Below are 19,956 nucleotides of genomic sequence, written 5' to 3'. Positions count from 1 at the left end.
TTGAGGTTGCACTCAAGCCCGCGTAGTTTCCGGGCATGAGCTCCGACACCCAATCTGGCTGGTCTTCTATCAAAAATCCGTTCCGGGGCGCTCCTTTGGGGTGGCGCCTGCGTGTCGCGGTTTCGATCCTTTTGATTGCAACCGTTGGAACGATTTGGGTGACCAACCGTTTGCTGACGGATCGTTTTACTGAATCGACCCGAAACAGAGCCGAAGTACGCCTTGCGCTGTATTCGGGAAACTTGCTGAGCGAACTGCGGCGGAACGCGATTGTTCCGCAACTACTGGCTCGTGATCCGACACTGATATCGGCGCTTCAGTCCAGCGACTATACCCTATCCACTCAGCGCCTTATCTCGTTTGTCGAGGAGATCGGCGCCGCATCATTGATGTTGTTGGACAGCGACGGGCGGACCGTGGCTGCAACCGACAGGAACCGCTTAGGCGAAGCGCATCGAAACTCGCCTTACTATGTGGATGCTGTTCGTTCCAATGCCACGATTTTTTCGGTCATTGAGAATGAGGCGGGGGGATACAGTTTTGTCTATTCGCGCCGCATGGACTCTGGAGCAGATATTCTGGGCGTCATCGTCGTTGAAGTCGATTTGCAGAAATTCGAACGCGCCTGGGCGGGTATTTCTGATGCTGTGATGGTTGTAGATAGTACGGGTACGGTCATTCTGTCGACCGAACCGCGGTGGCGCGGATTGGAGGAAAGCACTGCCATTCAGCGGCAACCGCCCGAAAACGCCATTGAGCGGGCGATCCGCGCAACCGCTGATTGGACCGCGCTGCCGCCGGATGCTTATCTGCAGGGCGAAGCTGTTATGCGTATGGACTCACGCATACCGTTCCGTGGTTGGACGATCACGTCTTTCACAACTTACTCGTCCATCCGGGAAAAGGTGAACAGTGTAATTGCGCTGGAAATCATGGGGTTTGCGATTCTTCTTGCTTTGGCTTTCTACGCTCTCAGCCGCCGGGCGACGTTCCGCATGGCGCTGTTTCAGCGCGAGTCGGCAGAGCTTCGCGCATTGAATGCGCGCCTGCAGCGGGAAATCGCTGAGAGAGAACGGGTTGAAAAGACGCTGGAAGTTGCTGAACAGACGCTGGCGCAAAGCTCGAAACTGGCCGCGTTGGGCGAGATGTCGGCCGCTGTCAGTCACGAGCTTAATCAACCTCTGGCTGCAATGAAAACTTACCTGGCAGGCGCGCGCCTGCTGCTGCGCAGGAACCGTCCGGAAGAAGCACTGGCCAGCTTTGGTCGTATCGATGGACTGATCGAGCGGATGGGTGCGATAACCCGTCAGCTCAAATCCTATGCTCGGAAGGGCGCGGATGCGTTTTCCCCTGTAAATCTTGGCGAAGCGCTGGCTTCTGCCCTGTCGATGATGGAGCCGCAATTGCGTCAGCGACACGTCAAGATCACTCAGATTCTGCCCGAAGAACCGGTGTTTGCACTGGGGGACCGAATGCGGATTGAGCAGGTAATGGTCAACCTCTTGCGTAATGCACTGGACGCCACCAAATCAGTATCTGAACCGGATGTAGAAATCATTCTGGCCGCAGGGGATATGGCGGTGCTGACGGTGCGGGACAATGGCCATGGAATCGAGGATATCGAAAACCTGTTCGAGCCTTTCTATACCACCAAGCAGCCGGGCGATGGCGTCGGGCTGGGGCTTGCCATCTCCTCCGGGATCGTGAACGACCATGGGGGACGGCTGACTGCCCGCAACAGCCCCAACGGGGGCGCGGTGTTCGAGATGCAGCTGCCTATACTTGGAAGCGATGGCCTAGAGGCCGCGGAATAACGGGGAAAGACTATGGCACAGGCCATGAAGATCGCCATTGTGGACGACGAACAGGATATGCGGCAGTCAATCAGTCAATGGCTGGCACTGTCAGGATATGACACGGAAACGTTTGCCAGCGCCGAAGATGCGCTCAAAGTTCTGGGGCCGGATTATCCAGGGATCGTTATTTCGGATATCAAGATGCCGGGAATGGACGGTATCCAGTTGCTGAAAAAACTCATGGGAGCGGACAGTACGCTGCCGGTGATCATGATTACCGGGCACGGGGATGTGCCGATGGCTGTGGAAGCCATGCGCGTGGGCGCGTTCGATTTTCTGGAAAAGCCCTTCAATCCCGACCGGATGTCGGAATTGGCTAAACGTGCCAGTAACGCTCGGCGCCTAACCTTGGACAACCGGGCACTGCGGCGAGAGCTGTCGGATGGCACGCAAATCATGAGCAAGCTGATCGGGGCCAGCCCGGTCATGGAACGCCTGCGTGAGGATATTCTGGATCTGGGGCAGGCCGATGGTCATGTGCTGATCGACGGTGAAACCGGTACCGGCAAGACCTTGGTGGCGCACGCCCTGCATGCGGTGGGCAGTCGGGCCGGTAAGAAATTCGTTCTGATTTCTTGTGCGGCCCTGGAAGAAGAGGCGCTTTCCAAACGGTTGTTCGGCCCCATGATGCCCGAGGACGCGCAACTGCCTGCCGTTGAAGAAGCGCGCGGCGGTACCTTGGTTCTGGAAGACGTTGAAGCGCTAAGCGATACGCTGCAAGCGCGCTTGCTGAGCGTGATGAATGATCAGGGTACGCCTGCCGAGACGCGGATTATCGCGATCTCGAACCTTCAGGAAGCCGGTAAGACCTCTGAAGATGTTCTGCGGCCGGACTTGTTCTATCGGCTGGCGGCGTTGCGTATCACCATGCCGCCGCTGCGCCAGCGCGGCGAAGATATCCTGACATTGTTCACCCGCCTGAGCGAACAATTCGCCGAAGAATATGGCTGTGATGCGCCGCAAGTCAGTGCACAAGAGGCCGCGCAGTTGTTGCAGGCGCCTTGGCCGGGGAATGTGCGACAACTGATCAACATCGCCGAGCGCGCAGTTTTGCAATCGCGTCGCGGCTCTGGAACGATTGCCTCTTTGCTCATGTCGGATCATGAAGAAATGCAACCCGTCATGACAACGGAAGGCAAGCCCCTGAAGGAATATGTTGAGGCGTTCGAACGGATGCTGATCGACAATACTATGCGCCGTCATAAAGGCTCGATCGCGTCTGTGATGGACGAGCTGTGTTTGCCGCGGCGAACGTTGAACGAAAAGATGGCCAAATACGGGCTGCAACGTTCGGACTACTTGTGACGGAAGAGAGGGGGGCCAGCCCCCTCTTGAGCCTTCAGCTCAATTCACCCCCGAGATATTTTTGGCCAGATGAAGCGATCCCTGTTGTCAGAAGTGCAGGGATTGCAGTTTGCCCATTGTCTTTTCCACAGGACTGCTTTTATTGTACCTGAACGGGCCGGGCCGTTTTTGGTGCCCAAAAGTCCCGAATCTTTGAGTTTCGCTGCAACGCCGCAGGTGGTGACCTAATCCCACACAGGCCGCGCAGACCGATTGTGCCCCGAACCGGGGCAGTTGAACGCCTGAGCCCGTGGATGCGGGCGAAAGGAATATAATGGGCAGACAGCGTCAAGGCGCGTCTGTCGGAGAAGAACCGCGATGACGCGCGCGCAACGATTGACTATACGGGCAGGGGGCCACAGTGCCAGACCCTGCCGCGCGCCGTCCGAAATCGCCCGTACAAGACACCTCCCCAAAAGTGCCTGTCCGCCTGGACGGGTCAGGACAACGCGTTTGGCGCGGTGCACCAAGGACACATGGCTAAGAAAATGCTTATCGATGCCACCCACACCGAGGAGACTCGGGTTGTGGTGGTCGATGGAAACAAGGTCGAAGAGTTCGATTTTGAGTCCGAAAACAAACGCCAGCTTGCTGGCAACATCTATCTAGCAAAAGTAACGCGGGTTGAGCCGTCTTTGCAGGCGGCTTTTGTGGATTACGGCGGAAACCGGCACGGTTTTCTGGCGTTTTCCGAAATTCATCCCGACTACTACCAAATCCCAGTTGCCGATCGTGAAGCGCTGATGGAGGAAGAACGCGCTTATGCCGAGGCCATGAGGGCTCGGGATGAGGCGGAAGAATCCAAGCCCAAGAAACGCCGTTCGCGGTTGCGGATTAAGGCTGCCGACGTCAAAACGGATGATGCAGTCGAGACGCTTGAGGTGTCTTCGGAACCCTCGGGTATGGAAACGATTGATCTGGATGAGGGCGACGAACAACCCGAGATGGCTGTGCCCGAAGGGACTTCCCCAGCGGATCACGTGGCGGACACTCCTGTCGAGGAACCGCTCGACGACGTGGAAGCACTGGATGCGGAAACTGTAGCAGCAGCAGACGAACCGGAAAGTGCCGACCCCACTGTAGAGGAAGAAGTGGCCTCGGATTCGGCGGGTGAAGAGACCCAAACAGAGGACTTGGAAACATCCTCCGCCGACGAGGCGGGTCAGGTTGATGCTCAACCCGACGCCGACGCTGTTGCGTCGGAAGACGCGCCGGCGGATGCCGACACTGAGCAAGCTGAAAACAAGGCTGACTCCGATGAGCCGGACGATACCGAAGCCCGCGCGGATGCTACCGCAAAAGACGACACGATCGAATCTGTTGCGGATGAGGATGATAGCGAAGACATTCGCCCTCCGCGCAAGCCGCGCCCGCGCCGGTACAAAATCCAAGAGGTGATCAAGGTCCGGCAGGTTTTGCTGGTTCAGGTCGTCAAAGAAGAGCGTGGCAACAAGGGCGCAGCGCTGACCACGTATCTCTCGTTGGCCGGTCGCTATTGCGTCTTGATGCCAAACACAGCGCGGGGGGGCGGTATCAGCCGCAAGATCACTAACGCGCCGGACCGCAAGAAACTGAAAGAGATCGCTGCCGATATTGACGTGCCGACAGGTGCCGGCCTGATCATTCGGACCGCTGGGGCCAAACGGACCAAATCCGAGATCAAACGTGACTACGAATACCTGCAGCGTATGTGGGAGCAGATCCGCGAGTTGACGCTCAAGTCCATAGCGCCGGCCAAGATCTATGAAGAGGGCGACCTGATCAAACGCTCGATCCGCGATTTGTACAATCGCGATATCGACGAGGTGCTGGTCGAAGGCGAGGGCGGGTACCGCATCGCCAAGGACTTCATGAAGATGATCATGCCGTCCCATGCCAAGAACGTGAAACGGTACGAGGATGCTCTGCCGCTGTTTGCGCGTTATCAGGTGGAAAGCTATCTGGCCGGGATGTTCAACCCGACTGTGCAGTTGAAATCGGGTGGCTACATCGTAATCGGTGTGACTGAGGCATTGGTAGCGATCGACGTCAACTCGGGACGGGCGACCAAGGAAGGCTCGATCGAGGAAACCGCGCTCAAGACAAATCTCGAAGCGGCCGAAGAAGTGGCGCGCCAGTTGCGCCTGCGCGACTTGGCCGGTCTGATTGTCATCGACTTTATCGACATGGACGAGCGCAAGAATAACTCGGCCGTCGAAAAGCGCCTTAAGGATAAGTTGAAAACGGATCGGGCACGCATTCAGGTTGGTCGTATTTCCGGCTTCGGCCTGCTTGAGATGAGTCGCCAGCGGTTGCGCCCGGGTATGCTGGAAGCAACGACGCAGCCTTGCCCATCCTGTCATGGAACTGGGCTGATCCGTTCGGACGACAACATGGCGTTGACCATTTTGCGTCAGATCGAAGAAGAAGGTACGCGGCGCCGCTCGCGCGAGGTTTTGGTGCGCTGCCCCGTCAGCATCGCGAATTTCCTGATGAACCAGAAACGTGAGCATATCGCCCAAATCGAGTCGCGCTATGGTCTTTCAGTTCGTGTGGAAGGGGATATCCATCTGGTCAGTCCGGATTTCTCGATGGAGAAGTTCAAGACTGCAAGCCGGATTGTACCCGAAGCGACAGCGCCGGTCGTTTCCGTAGATGCATCGCTGATGGATCTTGTCGACGCGGATGAAGAGGAAAAGGTCGAAGACGAAACGCCTCAGACAGACGAAGAAGCCAAGCCCAAGCGCAAGCGCCGCCGCCGCCGCCGCAAGAAGGGCAATGGAAATGGCGAAACGGCTGAGGTGAGCGCAGATGACGTTGAGGCCGCAGAGGCGCCCACTGGAGAAGAAGCACCGGTCGAAGTAGACGAAACCGACGCTGCAGAGTCCGTTCCGGCGGAAAGCGGCGAGGAAGAGGCTAAGCCTAAACGCCGCCGAGCGCCACGTCGTAAAAAGAAGGAAACCACACCGGTTGATGCCGAAGGCGAGTCAGTTGAGACTGCTGAGGTGCAAACTGAAGTGGTCGAAGAAACCGTAAAGGAATCGGCTGCACCAGCGGAATCGAATGAAGTCGAACTCGCTGACGATATTGTTGCTGAAAGCACTGAGTCACCCGAGGCGGAGGCGGAAGAGCCTGTAGCAGCAGTCGCAGAGGAAAGTCAGGAACCGGAGGTAGCGCCGGAACCGGAACCAGTAACAGAAGAGCCGGTACTTGAGGTCGTTGCCGAGGAACCTGCAGAACCTACGAAGCCCAAGCGGCGCGGATGGTGGTCACTGGGGCAATAAACAAAAAGGCGGGCGAAAGACCCGCCTTTTTTGTAACATTCGCGACTTAAACTTAGCCTTTTTTCTGGATCAGGTAGACTTGATGGCCTTCGGTTTCTTCTTGCGCCAGCAAGTGGTGACCGCTTTCGCTGCAGAAATGCGGGACGTCAATAATCGCAGCAGGATCGTCGGCCAGAACACGCAGAACTGCCCCGGAGGGCATTGATTTCAAACGTTTTCTAGCTTTCAGAACGGGCAGGGGACAAAGCAGGCCCAATGCGTCGAGAGTTTCAGTTGGGTTTGACATAGAGATGAAATATTTCCACTTTGACCGGGTGTCCAGCGTGCAACCACGAGGATGTGACTGAATGGCCTCGTGACGTTCGCCACATCATACCATATGTGCTGAATTATGTTTGGAATAGATATCATCGACGCGGGCCTGCTGCCTGCCATGTTCATCGCGATGCTGGGCGGACTGATTAGTTTCCTTTCGCCGTGTGTCTTGCCGATCGTGCCACCGTATCTTGCCTATATGAGCGGTGTGTCGATCAACGAAATGCAGGACCAGACTGCGGCGCGGCGCAAAGCGACGCTGACCGCATTGTTCTTTGTGCTGGGCTTGTCGACTGTCTTCCTGTTACTGGGCTTCACGGCCTCGGCCTTTGGCGCGTTTGTCCTGCAAAACCAAGTGCTTTTCGCGAAGATTTCAGGTGCTGTGGTGATTGTGTTCGGTCTTCACTTTCTGAATGTCTTCCGCATCCCGTTCCTGGACCGTGAAGCGCGGATCGAAACCGGAGATTCGGGCGGTTCTGTTTTTGGAGCTTACATCCTCGGACTGGCTTTCGCTTTTGGATGGACGCCGTGTATCGGTCCTCAGCTTGGCGCGATCCTGTCCTTGGCGGCGTCTGAAGCCTCGGTGGCCCGTGGAACGTTGCTCTTGGGTGTTTACGCTGCGGGACTCGGCATACCGTTCTTGCTGGCTGCAATGTTCCTTAACCGCTCGATGACCGTTATGAACAAGATCAAGCCTCATATGGCGACAATCGAAAAAGTGATGGGTGGGTTGTTGTTGTTCGTTGGCATCATGTTGATCACCGGGTTGTTCACCGAGTTTAGCTGGTGGTTGCTGGAAGCTTTCCCGGCGCTGGCAAATTTTGGCTAAAGTACTGATCTGACTTACCTTGATAATAACGCTGCGCTAATCTGCTCAGCAGAAGGTAAGACTATGAACAGTCACGAAAACCAAGAGCAGGTCAAACGGCGCCGGGTGTTTTACATTCCCGGTTATGATCCTATACATCCTCGCAGATACCGCGAACTGTACCGCTCGGAAGGGGCGGCGCAGTCCGCGTTGTCAGGATATCAGATATCGGTTTCAGCCAAAATGGGGGACGGTCCCTTTGGATGGCATGTCCATTCGGAACAAGACGGAACCGAGGTTGAGACACAGATTCAGGTGTTGGTCTGGTCGGATATTGTCAGGGACAGCATGTCCAACTCGGTTGTTGCGACTTATGTGCAACTGGTTAGAACCGCGTGGATTTACCTTGCGAATGGGACATTTGGACGACTGATGCGTTTACGCAAGGGGCCTGTAATCGCTGCACTTTATCCGTTTGCGATGCTTGTATTCCAGCTGGCCGCAGCACTGGCCATCGCTTGGGGCATCTGGAAAGGCGGCAGCCAATTTTTTGACCTCTTTGCCATTGCTCCAGCCATTCTGACGTTCTGCCTGCTTTTGCGTTGGTTTCAAAAGATCGACAACAAGCTATTCGCTTATTATCTGATGCACGACTACGCCTATTCGGCGAGCTTAAAGGGTGAAACGCCCGCTGCTTTGCGAAAACGCATGACCGAATTCACCGAACTTATTAAGCAGGCGTTGGTTACGGACGTGGATGAAGTCTTGGTTGTTGGCCACAGTTCCGGCGCACATATCGGGGTCTCAGTTCTGGCTGATGTAATCAGGAATGCACCGGATACAGGTTTCCGACCAGCTCTATCTTTCCTATCCTTGGGTCAGGTCGTGCCAATGGTGTCGTTTCTCCCAAATGCCAAAGAGTTGCGGACAGATCTTCAATTTCTTTCCGTTCAGTACAATCTCACCTGGGTGGACGTATCGGCTCCGGGTGACGGATGTTCTTTTGCTCTTTGCGACCCTGTCGGCGTTTCCGGCGTCGCAACCGAAAGTAAAAAATGGCCCTTGGTCTTGTCGGCTGCATTCACGCAAACACTTTCGCCAGAGCGTTGGCAGGCTTTGCGGTGGCGTTTCTTTCGTCTTCATTTTCAGTATTTGTGCGCCTTTGATCGTGTCGGGGCGTACGACTATTTCCGCATCACGGCCGGACCTCAGTCTTTGGCCCAGAGATTCCGCGAATGTAGTTCGTCTAAGTCTCGTATCGATATCGCAGTCTCAAAGCACCGGACGGTGATGCTGTGATACCGCCAAAGCCGCCCTCACGCCCAAACCATGTTTCGCTGTGGCGGTACCTCAAGCTGTTTCGTCAAGATATCCTTTCGGCACAACCGCAACGCCTGTATCGCGCATGGATGGCCGAGTTTCGGACTCCGTTCTTCCGTTCATACATGATGAATCAGCCTGAACTTGTTGAAACTGTTTTGAAAAAACGAGCGGAAGGTTTTCCTAAATCTGAACGCATCAGCGAAGGCTTACGACCACTTTTAGGAGAGTCTGTTTTTTTAACCAATGGTGAAACGTGGAAACGACAACGCAGGATCATCGACCCGGCGTTTGAGGGGGGACGGCTTAAAGATACGTTCCCTGCGATGCTTCAGGCCGCGGAAGCAGCAGTGCGACGAATACGCCCTCTGGTCGGCACCGATATCGAATGTGAAGAGTTAACAAGCCATGCCGCCGCCGATGTTATCTTTCGAACCTTATTCTCAGTGCCGATCGAACATGAAGTCGCAGCGCAAGTCTTTCAGAAGTTCAGGGATTACCAACGCCAGCAACCCTTGTTGAACCTGGCCGCATTTGTTCCGCTACCACGGTGGATGCCTCGGTTCCATTCTTCAAGAACTCGAAAAAACGCAAATGAAATAAGGGCTTTGATTGGGAAGCTGACGCAACAACGTGCTGAATTAATTGCGCGAGGATGTGCGCCCAACGATCTGGCAACTAAAATCATGACGACTCCGGACCCTGAGACCGGGACATGTTTCGACACAAATGAGATGGTCGACCAAGTTGCGATTTTCTTTCTGGCAGGCCATGAAACAAGCGCCTCGGCTCTGGCTTGGGCGTTGTACCTGATGGCCTTATACCCAGAGTGGCAAGATAAGCTTGCTGCCGAAGCTCAGGCTGTAAATCTCTCCGATATCTCGGAGATGTCGAAACTAAAGCTGAGCAGAGATGTCTTTCGCGAGACGCTCCGACTTTATCCGCCTGTCCCTATGATGGTGCGGGAAACTACGTGCCCCGAACGCTTTCGCGACCGCGACGTTCCAAAAGGGGCTCAAATCGTTATCAGCCCGTGGCATGTTCACCGGCACGAACGCCTTTGGGATCATCCGGATGAGTTTGATCCGAACAGATGGGCCACGGAAAACGGCAAGCGTTGCCAGCGAGAAGCCTTCATTCCGTTCTCAGCTGGTCCTCGTGTGTGCTCGGGCGCTGGATTTGCCATGATCGAGGGCCCATTGATCCTGTCCAAATTGCTGCAGCACTTCCGGTTCGAGTTAATCGAGGGCAAAACGCCGATTCCGGTGGCGCATCTGACTGTCCGGTCGAAAGACGGAATTTGGTTGCGCATCGTTGAGCGCTAACAAACTACCATCGCGATGCGCCATGCTGTATGCGGTTGAAAACAGCGGAATCATTTCGAACGGGAATATCATATGTCCAAATCAGAACAGCGCGAGCAAATGTCCAATGGAGCTGGCTTTATTGCAGCACTGGATCAAAGCGGCGGCTCGACTCCCAAAGCGCTGGCACTCTATGGGGTTGAGGCTTCAGACTATTCCTCGGACGAGGAGATGTTTGGGGAAATTCAGAAGATGCGCGCCCGGATTATCCTGGCAGATGATTTCACCAATGAAAAAGTTATCGGAGCCATCCTGTTCGAACGGACTCTGGGTGAAGAAATTAATGGCCGAAAAGTCGCTGATTTCCTTTGGTCGGAAAAGCGCATCGTTCCTTTTCTCAAGATCGACAAAGGGTTAGAGGACGAGGCGAATGGTGTTCAGATGATGAAGCCGATCCCTGGTCTGGCCGACACCCTAGCGAAGGCGTCGGGCGTGTTTGGAACCAAAGAACGCTCGGTTATTCATGAAGCCAATGCCAAGGGCATCGCAGCTGTAGTTGCGCAACAATTCGACATTGCGCGGGAAGTGATAGCGGCTGATATGGTTCCGATCATCGAGCCTGAGGTGAACATCAATTCGGCATCCAAAGCCGAGGCCGAAGACATTCTGAAGGCCGAGATCCTGAAAAACCTTGATCAATTGGACGAGGGACAGGATGTGATGCTGAAATTGACGATCCCCACCAATGCGAACCTGTATGACGCCGTTGCCGATCATCCACGCGTGGTGCGTGTGGTTGCTTTGTCGGGCGGATATTCAACAGAACAAGCCTGCGATTTGTTGGGACAGAACGGTAAAATGATCGCATCTTTCTCGCGTGCTTTGACTGAGGGACTGTCGAAAAAGCAATCGAATGATGAGTTCAACGCAGCTCTGGGTGGGAATATCGAGAAAATCTACCGCGCGTCGATTTAAACAGATCTACGTTGGCGCAATGAAATTGCGGCGCATCTGCGCCGCTTTTTCGCGCATGACGCATGCATTTGCGTGATCATTTACAAGCCCCATCGCTTGCATGAACGCAAAAACAGTGGTTGGCCCAACGAATTTCCAACCTCTCTTTTTAAGATCCTTGGACATGGCCACAGACTCAGCCGAGGTTGACGCTGTCTGAGGTTCGGGTGGCATATCTGCCTCATACTGCCAGACATAAGCAGCAAGTGATCCGTACTCAGTGATCAGACATTGTGCGCATTGGGCGTTATTTATGACGGCTTGAATTTTGCCGCGATGTCGGACAATTCCTTCATCGTGCAAAAGACGTTCAATGTCTGCATCATCAAACGCCGCTACAGCGTTGATTTCGAATTGTTTAAACGCTCTCCGAAAATTCTCGCGCTTGGATAGGATTGTCCGCCAGCTCAACCCGGATTGAAAACTTTCGAGACATAGCTTTTCGAACAAGCGTTGGTCATCCGCAACGGGATATCCCCATTCGTTGTCATGATAATCGAAAAACTCAGGCGCGGCCTGGCACCATTTGCAGCGAGGCTGACCGTCCGGTCCTTGTGTAGTCTGGCTCATGTATGTACCACTTTTGTTCCGGTCGAGCATACACAGCCCGGTAGTTTTAAATCAAGCACCCAATATCAGGCGCGATACCAGTTCAAAATGTACACACGAATTGCCGATGCCAAGCCGATTTCAGGATCACGAGACACGTCAATTTCAGCCGCTAGCGCATTGATTGGAATATCCTTTATTTTGGCAATGTCACGGAATGCCTGCCAGAACTCATCCTCGAGCGATACCGAAGTACGGTGTCCCTTCAGGGTCAGGGACCGTTTGACGGGGCGGCCGCTCATTCCTCCAACTCATGGTTGTCCAAGTCGCGGCGTTGTTTGTTCAGTACTTTCTCGGCTGCATCTCTTTCAGGCTTTTTACGCCCAAAGGTAATAGCATTCTGGTCGGCGCGGGCCTTCTTTTCAGCCCGCGCTTTTTCCTTTCGGTACCGGTTCAGATTGACCGGCTTACTCATCAGTCCTTTGGACCGATCATTTGCTCGGGGCGGACCACGGCGTCAAATGTCGCTTCATCCACAAAACCCAGGGCGATGGCCTCTTCCTTGAGGGTCGTGCCGTTCTTATGCGCAGTCTTTGCAACCGTCGTGGCGTTGTCATAGCCGATGGTGGGCGCCAGAGCCGTCACCAGCATCAGCGACTCCTTCATCAGCTTTTCAATGCGCGGCTCGTTTGCCTGAATGCCCAGTAGCATCCGTTCGGTAAAGCTATCGGCGGCATCGCCCAAAAGCTGGATTGACTGCAACAGGTTGTAGGACATCATCGGGTTGTAAACATTCAACTCGAAGTGGCCCTGACTTCCGGCAAACTTTACTGCGGCGTCATTGCCCATGACATGCGCCGCGACCTGTGTCAGTGCCTCGGCCTGTGTGGGGTTCACTTTGCCGGGCATAATTGACGAACCCGGTTCGTTTTCCGGCAAGATCAATTCGCCCAGACCTGAACGAGGACCCGATCCCAACAGACGGATATCGTTGGCAATTTTATAACAGCTACCCGCGATTGTCGCCAAAGCGCCCGACAAAAAGACCATGGCGTCATGCGCGGCCAGCGCCTCAAACTTGTTAGGCGCGGTCACGAAGGGCAGGCCGGTTATCTCGGCCATATTTGCTGCAACGGCTTCGCCCCAGCCGTTTTGAGTGTTCAAACCGGTGCCCACGGCAGTGCCACCCTGAGCTAGCTCATAGATACCAGGCATAGCGGCCTTTACGCGCTCGATCCCCTGACGGATCTGATGGGCGTAGCCACCGAATTCCTGACCCAGAGTCAGCGGCGTTGCGTCTTGTGTATGAGTCCGCCCGATCTTGATAATATCTTTGAATTCCTCGGATTTCCGCTCCAACCCCAAGGCTAGCTTTTCGAGCCCAGGCAACAGAACGTCACGCACGCTCATGGCTGTGGCGATGTGCATGGCGGTGGGGAAGGTGTCGTTCGAAGATTGTCCCATGTTGCAATGGTCATTGGGGTGCACGGGATCCTTGGATCCAATAACGCCGCCCAGAATCTCGATCGCACGGTTCGCGATGACCTCGTTTGAGTTCATGTTGGACTGAGTTCCCGACCCGGTTTGCCACACGACCAGTGGGAAGTTGTCGTCGAACTTGCCTTCGAAGACTTCTCCGGCTGCCTGAATGATGGCGTCAGCGATCCGAGCGTCCAGTTTACCAGTCGCCTTGTTCTCCATTGCGCAGGCTTTTTTGATAACGCCCAAGGCCCGCACGATGGCCACAGGCTGTTTCTCCCATCCAATGGGGAAATTCATGATGGAGCGCTGGGTCTGCGCACCCCAATATTTATCCGAAGGAACCTCCAGCGGGCCAAAGCTGTCGGATTCTGTGCGGGTCTGGGACATCTGTCACTCCGTCTTGTATACAGTCGTATGCCATTTACCTGCCACTACGCCACCGTGCAATCGGGCAGTTTCGCGCACCTTAAACTTATGGTTCACAAAGGTATAGATCGACAAATGCTTCATTTTATTTAGGGGATTACAATTCGACCCATTGTGCGTGCTAACAGGTGGGCTAGAATAAGTTAGTCAATGTTGCGGAGAGTCTCGTGTTACTTTCAGAACGGCTACTTGCCCTAAAAATGCTCACGTTCTCTGTTGTTGCGCTCGTGTGCATTACGCTTTCGTCTCAACCTGTTCTTGCTGACGAAATCGCCCCCTTTGTTGGTGACTATGTTGGCTCTGCAAACATGGTGGACGCGGATGGAGGTGAAGTCCCCAGGGACATGAGCGTCTCGATCCACGAACTTAAAGATGGGTTTAATGTCAGTTGGAAAACAACGACCTACAAAGCAGACGGTCGGATAAAAGAGCAATCGTTTTCCATTGATTTCAAAGAGTCCGAGCGTACAGACGTATTTTCTGCCGCAATGAGACGTAATGTCTTTGGACACGAAGTGCCTTTGGATCCGATGCAGGGCGAACCGTTCGTATGGGGCCGGATCGATGGGCAAACAATGACAGTTTTTTCCTTGTTCATCGACGAAAACGGTGGCTACGAGCTGCAGCAATACGATCGAACGCTGACTGAAGGCGGTCTGAATCTGTCGTTTTCGCGGTTCAGAAACGGAGTGAAGTCCCGATCAGTCGAGACTTTTCTAAAGCGTCAATAATCCAGCGGTTATTTGCGAAAGCTGTCGAGCGAAACGACGTCGGCGTCGTGTTGCTCTTCTTCTTCCTCAACTTCGATAGCGTCTTCGATGAATTGAGCAACCTCTTCCTCTTCCGGGCTTTCGAAGCGCAAACCAAACTCGACCGAGGGGTCAACAAACGTTTTGATGGACGAATAAGGGATATAAAGCGGCTCAGGCGCGTCGCCAAAATTCAGTGTGATCGCGAACCCCTTGTCGCCGACCTCTAGGTTTTCAAACCAGTGCTGCACGACGATTGTCATTTCATCGGGATATCTGTCGCGCAGCCAGTCAGCTAATTCCACCCCATCTTGTTGGGTGTCGAAGGTAATAAAGAAATGATGCGCCCCTGGCAGGCCGTTTTTCGAAACGCTTGTCAGAACCTTCTTGATTAGCCCACGCATCGCCGTGTGCATAAGGTTCCCGTAATCAATGTCCTGCGACATGTGTCTTCCTCAAAATTGATGTTCTAAGCATAAGCGATTTCGCCGGAAACGAAAGACCACGATTGGGCGGATTGTTCATAGGAAGTGAGAGGCCATTCCGGCCGCCGCCATCATGGCCAATGTTCGCCCCATGCCAAATTTGAATTTAAATATCAACACCCAAGCCAGCACTACAAGACACAAAGCGATCAGGTTCGCGGATGCATAGTCAGGCCAAGGAAACGAAAAGAAACCCCATGTTTTCTGCGGGACATTGTGGAACAGCACATTTAAGCCAAACCACACCGACAAGTTGAGAATCACACCTACGACCGCTGCTGTGATTCCGTTCAGAGCCGCTGACAATCTTGGGCGGCTTGCGAGGTGATCCAGATAAGGTGCGGCAATGAAAATCCATAAAAAGCATGGGACGAATGTTGCCCAAAGCGCAACTGCACCGGCCGCGAGGGCAAGTGGAAACCCTCCATCCGCCTGACCGGTAAGCATAGCCACGAATTGGGTCACTAAAATCAAAGGACCTGGAGTCGTTTCGGCCAATCCAAGTGCATCAATCATCTGCGGTGTGCTAATCCATTGGTACTTGTCCACGACCGTTTGGGTCATATACGCCAACACAGCGTAAGCGCCGCCAAAGGTCACAACTGCAAGACGTGCGAAGAACCAGCCGAGGTCCGCCAGTAATTTCTGACCCGTCAGACTAAGCAAAATCAAAGGCGCCAACCAAAGTGTCACCCAGGTCAGTCCGGTGCGGATATATCCTGTGGGAGTGTCGACCTTATTCATTGTCCGAGTTGGGCTGTCGCTCTGGAACCTAATAAAACCCCAAACCGCGGCGGCCACGATTATCAGTGGAAAGGGCAGGTTAAGAAGAAAGATCGACAGAAAACTCAGAGCGGCAACGCCAATATGCTCGGTATCTTTCAGCGCTTTTCGGGACAGGTTTCTAAGGGCATGCAAAACAATGATGATCACCGCAGCTTTGATCCCCACGAACCCGGATTGCACAAGCGGAAGCGCGCCGTAACTCGCGTAAAGTGATACCAGCACTGCAATAACCAGAGCTCCGGGCAGAACGAACAGAAAGCCGGCAATCAACCCGCCCAAAACGCCACGTAGCCGCCAGCCTGCGTAGGTTGCCAACTGCATTGCCTCTGGGCCGGGAAGCAACATACACAACGAGAGCGCGCGCAAGAATGTTTGCTCGTCCAACCATGAACGTTCCTCGACCAACTCCTGATGCATTAGGGAAATCTGCGCTGCAGGGCCGCCAAAAGATAAAAGACCGATGCGCCCGAACACTTTGATCATTTCCGCTGTGTTTGGCGCCATGGTTTTTGATCCGCTGACCTGTTATGCGGGTCTTCTATCCGGATACCGTCATGCTTTACAGGCTTTTAGCAGGGATCAGACAAGAATTGTCAGGGCGGGTTCAGAGTTGTTGGGGAAACAGCGCAGCTTAAAGATTGGAACTGCGGTTTACGCCCAATCCAACCTCTGACCCGTCATACATATGGGTAAGGTATCCTGAGGAAACTGGCCAAGCTGCTCAAACAGTGAGATGAAGTCGAACTGATTATAGACCTCAACCACGCGATTATCTCTAATCCGGCCCATCATACTACCGGTCGCCTGCAACGGAGCGCCGTTGTCGGCGCGTGTGGTACGCAGATGAATGATAGCTGACACCCAATCCCCATCTTCAACGATTTTGGGCATGTCGACTTCGATTTCGCCCAGGATATGCCGAAAAGCTATCACGAGGTCTCGGAATTCGTCAGCACCTACCTGCATTTCAGGAATCAGCCCTTCGGCCATTGTTTCCGGCGCAAAATAGGTATCAATGGCATCGGTATTCCCCTTTTCCCAGACTTCGGAATACCATTCTCTGAGCACCTTTGCGTGAGACATCTCAGCTCTCCTTTATTGTGGGTCATGCATGCGCAAAAGGAGTGAAAAAAGTCTGAACGCCCGAAAGACAGTAGAAAAACATATTGGGGAAAATGCAGGTTTCTGTTGCCAGGTACCTGCGAACCCCGCCTTACGCGGCTAGGCGCAAGGGCTTAAGTTTCGGTCTTGCTACTGCTTACGCAGCAACTGCAACCGGAGCACGATTGTCGTTTGCAATTGTACTAGTTTCGCCGATAACGGTGGCAGACAGCCGAGACAAAGCTAACCCCTTTAGACGTTCGTCGATCCTATTTCGGCCCCAAACACCCCAAACGAAGGTTTATGGTGGAGCCGCCGGGTACCGCCCCCGGGTCCGATCCGCTTATTACGAGCGCGTTTATGTCCATAGTCCCGAAGGACCTGTTCTATATAGGTGAGGTGCTATCGGGATGCAATTCCCGAGTTTTTCGGGTGAAGCGCGCCAGAACAGATACTTACGTTGTTTTGTTTAGGTTGGCCAAAATCAACCAAATAGCCAGAACAGCCTCGATTCCACCGAATGTCACTGCTTTGATCAAAGGCGGGTTGTCCAAAAGGACTGACACAAACCGCCCGAGTGCCGCGCCCGCGTAAACAACACCCAGCATCGTATAAGCCATGGGCGCGTTAAGCCACAGAACTGCTATCCCGGTTACGACGAAAAGCCCTCCCACCGACGCGCGCATCTCACTTAGGCCCATGGTGCTGCTTGTTGGTGCTAAATCCAACGAAGCTGCTGTCCACGCCGGTGCAAGAAAGCCGAACAGACCAAAGGCAATAGTTAGTAAGGCTGCGACAATATTAAGGACCGGTACCATCTGTTCCTCATCAAGCTGGTTTACGCTTTTTTTCGGCGACATCGCGCGCCAGTTTTCTTGTGTATTTCTCGAGCCTTAAAAGGCTATCGTCAACTTCTTCCACATCACCGCGCTCCAAGGCATCCGCGATCTGCGTATGCAGCGAAATGATCTCTTCTCGGGATCTGGCCGTAAAGGTGATCATGTTCATAAGCGGTTGCATCGCCTCGACTGCTCCGGCCAGCTGATAGGACAGGACGGGGTTTCCGGCGCCGTCGACCAAAGCGCGGTGGAAGGCCACGTCTGAGGCGCAGAAGGCTTCGTCCGTCAGGCCCGGCTGTGCTTGTCTGAAGATTTCGGCGCGCATCGTGGCCAGCTGATCGGCCGTCCGACGTTCCGACGAAAGGCGAGCGCAGGCGCGTTCCAGTGCATAGCGCGCTTCGCAAGCAGTATCGAAACTGACAGTGTTCATCGACAACAGTAAGGTTGAGGTTGTAATCTGTTGGGAATAGGCGTCTTCGAAACTCAGGCGATTGACAAAAGCGCCACCGGTAGCACCACGTTGCGTACGAATAAGAGACTGAGCAGCAAGTCTTTTCAGCGCTTCACGAACCGTGGGGCGCGAGACCTCAAACTGATCGGCAAGTTCGGCTTCGGACGGCAGACGCTCATCAACGATCAATTCGCCTGATACGATGGCGTCGCGTATCGCTTGCGCGATTTGTGCAGATAAATCTGCAGGTTTCCGAGGGTCGATTTTCATAATCCTGTGACCGCCTGTGTTTTTTTATTTGTCTGACATTTAAAAGTCTGACATTTGAAAAGCAAGAACTGAGTCGGGAGGAGCATATGAGTCGCGCTGTACTTCGCAGTGGCTTGTGGCTGGGATTCTACATTCTGATCCTGTGGGCGTGGTGGATGATGTTCACCATGAGCCGCAATATGGATTTGGATTTTATCGGCCGCCCCGGTCCGATGGGGCAGGCGATGGCCGCCATGGACCCGCGAATGGACATGTATATGCCCATGGCCGAATTCGGCCCCTTGTTCTGGATGTGGGCAATCATGATGGCGGCGATGATGCTGCCAACTTTGGTCCCGACCTTGCGCAGCTATGACGATCTGATCCGCAGCGCAAACGGCTCGCGCACGGGGTGGTTGGGTGTCCTGACCGGATATTTCGTGGTCTGGGTCGGATTTGCCGCCCTGATCACCGGGGTGCAATTGGCTTTGTTGTTCGGCGGCGTCGTGGACATGCTGGGCATTGCCAAATCCGGGCTTGTGGCAGGCGGCTTGATGATTGCGGTCGGAGCTTTTCAGTTCACCCGCGCGAAAGAGGTCTGTCACGGCGTCTGTCACGCCCCCATGACCTATTTCCTTGGGCATTGGAAAACCGGCTTTACTGGCGGCTTGCGCATGGGTCTGGGTCTTGGCGCATTCTGTGTCGGCTGTTGCTGGGGCTTTATGGCGCTTGGTTTTGTGGGCGGCGTCATGAGCCTGTTGTGGATGGGTCTTGCGACCTTCTTCATGGTACTCGAAAAACTTCCCCAAATCGGGCACGCGATCACGCGTCCGCTGGGGTTTGCACTGATCACGGGCGGTATAATCCTGTTGATCTATCCCTATATTTTCGGAGGATAAGCTAATGGCAAAAAACAGAAAACCCGAAGCTGATAGGTTGCCGATCAGTCAACGTATTGACAGTCGTATGCCAAATCCCAAACGGCGTGAGATGTCGCCAACGAACTGGGCGATCAAGGGTGAGCTAATCCTGAATTGTTCCTGCGATGTGTTTTGTCCGTGTGTTGTGTCGCTTGGCGCGCACCCTCCGACCGAAGGGCATTGTCATGCTTGGATGGGTATCATTATCGACGAAGGGCACTATGAGGGCGAAGATCTGTCGGGGCTGAATGTTGGGCTTTTGGTCGATATTCCCGGACGGATGGGTGAAGGTCAGTGGAAAGTTGCTGCGTATGTTGACGAAAGAGCAAGCGGCAAGGCCTATAACGGGCTACTACAGATCTTCAGCGGTCAAGCTGGCGGAACCACGGGTTTGTTCACCATGCTGGTGAGCGAGATTATTGGCGCCGAAAAAGCGCCGGTCCAGATCGAGCGCGACGGAAATAAACGCCGCATTTCGATTGGTCGAAAGATTCAGGGCGAGGTCGAGATGCTGGCCGGGAAAGACGCTGACCACCCTGTTATGGTATCAAATTCGAAGTACTGGATGGGACCTGACATCATCGTTGCGCGGGGTACGAAATCCAAGGTGCGCGACTACGGACGCGTATGGGATTTCGGAGGTAAGTCGGCTGAAATTTGCCCGATTGATTGGACTGGCCCAAAGTGATGATCCT

The 19,956-nt window shown here is 54.1% G+C and carries 20 protein-coding genes and 1 other RNA gene; 10 read left to right on the top strand and 11 right to left on the bottom strand.

The annotated features are described in order from the left end of the window. The first annotated feature begins 35 nt into the window (after positions 1 to 35). The 3 genes from AC2FF7_RS07120 (at position 36) to AC2FF7_RS07110 (ending at position 6,463) form a co-directional block, all read left to right on the top strand. On the top strand, positions 36 to 1,814 hold the full coding sequence (locus AC2FF7_RS07120; RefSeq protein ID WP_496905425.1) for a sensor histidine kinase: 1,779 nt from the start codon (positions 36 to 38) through the stop codon (positions 1,812 to 1,814). 12 nt (positions 1,815 to 1,826) lie between these two features. Next, complete coding sequence (locus tag AC2FF7_RS07115; RefSeq protein ID WP_170354101.1) at positions 1,827 to 3,161, top strand: sigma-54-dependent transcriptional regulator; 1,335 nt, start codon at positions 1,827 to 1,829, stop codon at positions 3,159 to 3,161. 515 nt (positions 3,162 to 3,676) lie between these two features. Then, positions 3,677 to 6,463 (top strand): Rne/Rng family ribonuclease, encoded by a 2,787-nt coding sequence (locus AC2FF7_RS07110; protein WP_496905424.1) that lies wholly within the window; start codon positions 3,677 to 3,679, stop codon positions 6,461 to 6,463. 52 nt (positions 6,464 to 6,515) lie between these two features. Here the strand turns inward: AC2FF7_RS07110 and AC2FF7_RS07105 are convergent, their stop codons facing one another. Next, entirely contained in the window at positions 6,516 to 6,749 is a 234-nt protein-coding gene (locus AC2FF7_RS07105) for a sulfurtransferase TusA family protein (RefSeq protein ID WP_170354103.1), read from the bottom strand. 105 nt (positions 6,750 to 6,854) lie between these two features. Between AC2FF7_RS07105 and AC2FF7_RS07100 the strand changes: the two genes are divergently transcribed. From AC2FF7_RS07100 to AC2FF7_RS07085, 4 genes are all read left to right on the top strand, one after another. Next, positions 6,855 to 7,607 (top strand): cytochrome c biogenesis CcdA family protein, encoded by a 753-nt coding sequence (locus AC2FF7_RS07100; RefSeq protein WP_496905423.1) that lies wholly within the window; start codon positions 6,855 to 6,857, stop codon positions 7,605 to 7,607. Positions 7,608 to 7,670: 63 nt separating this feature from the next. After that, the gene (locus tag AC2FF7_RS07095; protein WP_496905422.1) at positions 7,671 to 8,885 is read left to right on the top strand and encodes a hypothetical protein; all 1,215 of its coding nucleotides are present in this window, start codon (positions 7,671 to 7,673) and stop codon (positions 8,883 to 8,885) included. Beyond that, complete coding sequence (locus tag AC2FF7_RS07090) at positions 8,882 to 10,231, top strand: cytochrome P450 (RefSeq protein ID WP_496905421.1); 1,350 nt, start codon at positions 8,882 to 8,884, stop codon at positions 10,229 to 10,231. The genes AC2FF7_RS07095 and AC2FF7_RS07090 overlap by 4 nt, the downstream gene beginning before the upstream one ends. Before the next feature lie 72 nt (positions 10,232 to 10,303). Beyond that, positions 10,304 to 11,185: a fructose bisphosphate aldolase gene (locus AC2FF7_RS07085; protein ID WP_496905420.1), complete on the top strand. Its 882-nt coding sequence runs from the start codon at positions 10,304 to 10,306 to the stop codon at positions 11,183 to 11,185. Between the two features lie 6 nt (positions 11,186 to 11,191). Here the strand turns inward: AC2FF7_RS07085 and AC2FF7_RS07080 are convergent, their stop codons facing one another. The 4 genes from AC2FF7_RS07080 to fumC all read right to left on the bottom strand — a co-directional run bounded on the left by AC2FF7_RS07080 (position 11,192) and on the right by fumC (position 13,642). After that, positions 11,192 to 11,794, bottom strand: a complete 603-nt coding sequence (locus AC2FF7_RS07080; RefSeq protein ID WP_496905419.1) for a DNA-3-methyladenine glycosylase I — start codon at positions 11,792 to 11,794, stop codon at positions 11,192 to 11,194. A gap of 65 nt (positions 11,795 to 11,859) precedes the next feature. After that, positions 11,860 to 12,075, bottom strand: coding sequence for a ribbon-helix-helix domain-containing protein (locus AC2FF7_RS07075; RefSeq protein ID WP_170354108.1), 216 nt, complete (start codon positions 12,073 to 12,075; stop codon positions 11,860 to 11,862). Further along, positions 12,072 to 12,248: a DUF4169 family protein gene (locus AC2FF7_RS07070; RefSeq protein ID WP_480865474.1), complete on the bottom strand. Its 177-nt coding sequence runs from the start codon at positions 12,246 to 12,248 to the stop codon at positions 12,072 to 12,074. Before AC2FF7_RS07070 ends, AC2FF7_RS07075 begins: the two co-directional genes overlap by 4 nt. Beyond that, positions 12,248 to 13,642, bottom strand: a complete 1,395-nt coding sequence (fumC, locus tag AC2FF7_RS07065) for a class II fumarate hydratase (protein ID WP_480865476.1) — start codon at positions 13,640 to 13,642, stop codon at positions 12,248 to 12,250. Before fumC ends, AC2FF7_RS07070 begins: the two co-directional genes overlap by 1 nt. Positions 13,643 to 13,848: 206 nt before the next feature. On the opposite strand from fumC, the gene AC2FF7_RS07060 reads away from it, so the two are divergent. Then, the gene (locus tag AC2FF7_RS07060) at positions 13,849 to 14,412 is read left to right on the top strand and encodes a hypothetical protein (RefSeq protein ID WP_480865477.1); all 564 of its coding nucleotides are present in this window, start codon (positions 13,849 to 13,851) and stop codon (positions 14,410 to 14,412) included. Positions 14,413 to 14,420: 8 nt separating this feature from the next. Here the strand turns inward: AC2FF7_RS07060 and AC2FF7_RS07055 are convergent, their stop codons facing one another. The 6 genes from AC2FF7_RS07055 to AC2FF7_RS07030 form a co-directional block, all read right to left on the bottom strand. After that, the gene (locus AC2FF7_RS07055; protein WP_170354111.1) at positions 14,421 to 14,876 is read right to left on the bottom strand and encodes an SspB family protein; all 456 of its coding nucleotides are present in this window, start codon (positions 14,874 to 14,876) and stop codon (positions 14,421 to 14,423) included. A gap of 75 nt (positions 14,877 to 14,951) precedes the next feature. Continuing rightward, entirely contained in the window at positions 14,952 to 16,205 is a 1,254-nt protein-coding gene (gene chrA, locus AC2FF7_RS07050; protein ID WP_496905418.1) for a chromate efflux transporter, read from the bottom strand. Positions 16,206 to 16,352: 147 nt separating this feature from the next. After that, positions 16,353 to 16,784 carry an ester cyclase gene (locus AC2FF7_RS07045; RefSeq protein WP_170751113.1) on the bottom strand — a complete coding sequence of 144 codons (432 nt, stop codon included), beginning with the start codon at positions 16,782 to 16,784 and terminating at the stop codon, positions 16,353 to 16,355. Positions 16,785 to 16,875: 91 nt separating this feature from the next. Then, positions 16,876 to 17,222: a transfer-messenger RNA gene (gene ssrA, locus AC2FF7_RS07040) on the bottom strand. A 35-nt stretch (positions 17,223 to 17,257) separates the two neighbouring features. After that, positions 17,258 to 17,620, bottom strand: coding sequence for a DUF4345 family protein (locus tag AC2FF7_RS07035; RefSeq protein WP_170751115.1), 363 nt, complete (start codon positions 17,618 to 17,620; stop codon positions 17,258 to 17,260). Between the two features lie 10 nt (positions 17,621 to 17,630). Next, positions 17,631 to 18,362 carry a FadR/GntR family transcriptional regulator gene (locus AC2FF7_RS07030; protein ID WP_170354115.1) on the bottom strand — a complete coding sequence of 244 codons (732 nt, stop codon included), beginning with the start codon at positions 18,360 to 18,362 and terminating at the stop codon, positions 17,631 to 17,633. 86 nt (positions 18,363 to 18,448) lie between these two features. On the opposite strand from AC2FF7_RS07030, the gene AC2FF7_RS07025 reads away from it, so the two are divergent. Together AC2FF7_RS07025 and AC2FF7_RS07020 are read left to right on the top strand one after the other, a co-directional pair. Then, a complete protein-coding gene (locus tag AC2FF7_RS07025; RefSeq protein ID WP_496849219.1) occupies positions 18,449 to 19,240 on the top strand; it encodes a DUF2182 domain-containing protein in 792 nt (263 codons plus the stop codon). Between the two features lie 4 nt (positions 19,241 to 19,244). Next, positions 19,245 to 19,949 carry a DUF1326 domain-containing protein gene (locus AC2FF7_RS07020; protein WP_170354117.1) on the top strand — a complete coding sequence of 235 codons (705 nt, stop codon included), beginning with the start codon at positions 19,245 to 19,247 and terminating at the stop codon, positions 19,947 to 19,949. Positions 19,950 to 19,956 lie beyond the last annotated feature (7 nt).

This window comes from Ruegeria sp. YTSC325, assembly GCF_059609525.1.
This window is presented reverse-complemented; position numbering and strand designations above follow the sequence as displayed.

Excerpts from the sequence above, each read along its gene's own strand:
- AC2FF7_RS07120 (WP_496905425.1), top strand. The coding sequence starts at position 36 with ATGAGCTCCGACACCCAATCTGGCTGGTCTTCTATCAAAAATCCGTTC.
- AC2FF7_RS07115 (WP_170354101.1), top strand. The coding sequence starts at position 1,827 with ATGGCACAGGCCATGAAGATCGCCATTGTGGACGACGAACAGGATATG.
- AC2FF7_RS07110 (WP_496905424.1), top strand. The coding sequence starts at position 3,677 with ATGGCTAAGAAAATGCTTATCGATGCCACCCACACCGAGGAGACTCGG.
- AC2FF7_RS07105 (WP_170354103.1), bottom strand. The coding sequence starts at position 6,749 with ATGTCAAACCCAACTGAAACTCTCGACGCATTGGGCCTGCTTTGTCCC.
- AC2FF7_RS07100 (WP_496905423.1), top strand. The coding sequence starts at position 6,855 with ATGTTTGGAATAGATATCATCGACGCGGGCCTGCTGCCTGCCATGTTC.
- AC2FF7_RS07095 (WP_496905422.1), top strand. The coding sequence starts at position 7,671 with ATGAACAGTCACGAAAACCAAGAGCAGGTCAAACGGCGCCGGGTGTTT.
- AC2FF7_RS07085 (WP_496905420.1), top strand. The coding sequence starts at position 10,304 with ATGTCCAAATCAGAACAGCGCGAGCAAATGTCCAATGGAGCTGGCTTT.
- AC2FF7_RS07080 (WP_496905419.1), bottom strand. The coding sequence starts at position 11,794 with ATGAGCCAGACTACACAAGGACCGGACGGTCAGCCTCGCTGCAAATGG.
- AC2FF7_RS07075 (WP_170354108.1), bottom strand. The coding sequence starts at position 12,075 with ATGAGCGGCCGCCCCGTCAAACGGTCCCTGACCCTGAAGGGACACCGT.
- AC2FF7_RS07070 (WP_480865474.1), bottom strand. The coding sequence starts at position 12,248 with ATGAGTAAGCCGGTCAATCTGAACCGGTACCGAAAGGAAAAAGCGCGG.
- fumC (WP_480865476.1), bottom strand. The coding sequence starts at position 13,642 with ATGTCCCAGACCCGCACAGAATCCGACAGCTTTGGCCCGCTGGAGGTT.
- AC2FF7_RS07055 (WP_170354111.1), bottom strand. The coding sequence starts at position 14,876 with ATGTCGCAGGACATTGATTACGGGAACCTTATGCACACGGCGATGCGT.
- chrA (WP_496905418.1), bottom strand. The coding sequence starts at position 16,205 with ATGGCGCCAAACACAGCGGAAATGATCAAAGTGTTCGGGCGCATCGGT.
- AC2FF7_RS07045 (WP_170751113.1), bottom strand. The coding sequence starts at position 16,784 with ATGTCTCACGCAAAGGTGCTCAGAGAATGGTATTCCGAAGTCTGGGAA.
- AC2FF7_RS07035 (WP_170751115.1), bottom strand. The coding sequence starts at position 17,620 with ATGGTACCGGTCCTTAATATTGTCGCAGCCTTACTAACTATTGCCTTT.
- AC2FF7_RS07030 (WP_170354115.1), bottom strand. The coding sequence starts at position 18,362 with ATGAAAATCGACCCTCGGAAACCTGCAGATTTATCTGCACAAATCGCG.
- AC2FF7_RS07025 (WP_496849219.1), top strand. The coding sequence starts at position 18,449 with ATGAGTCGCGCTGTACTTCGCAGTGGCTTGTGGCTGGGATTCTACATT.
- AC2FF7_RS07020 (WP_170354117.1), top strand. The coding sequence starts at position 19,245 with ATGGCAAAAAACAGAAAACCCGAAGCTGATAGGTTGCCGATCAGTCAA.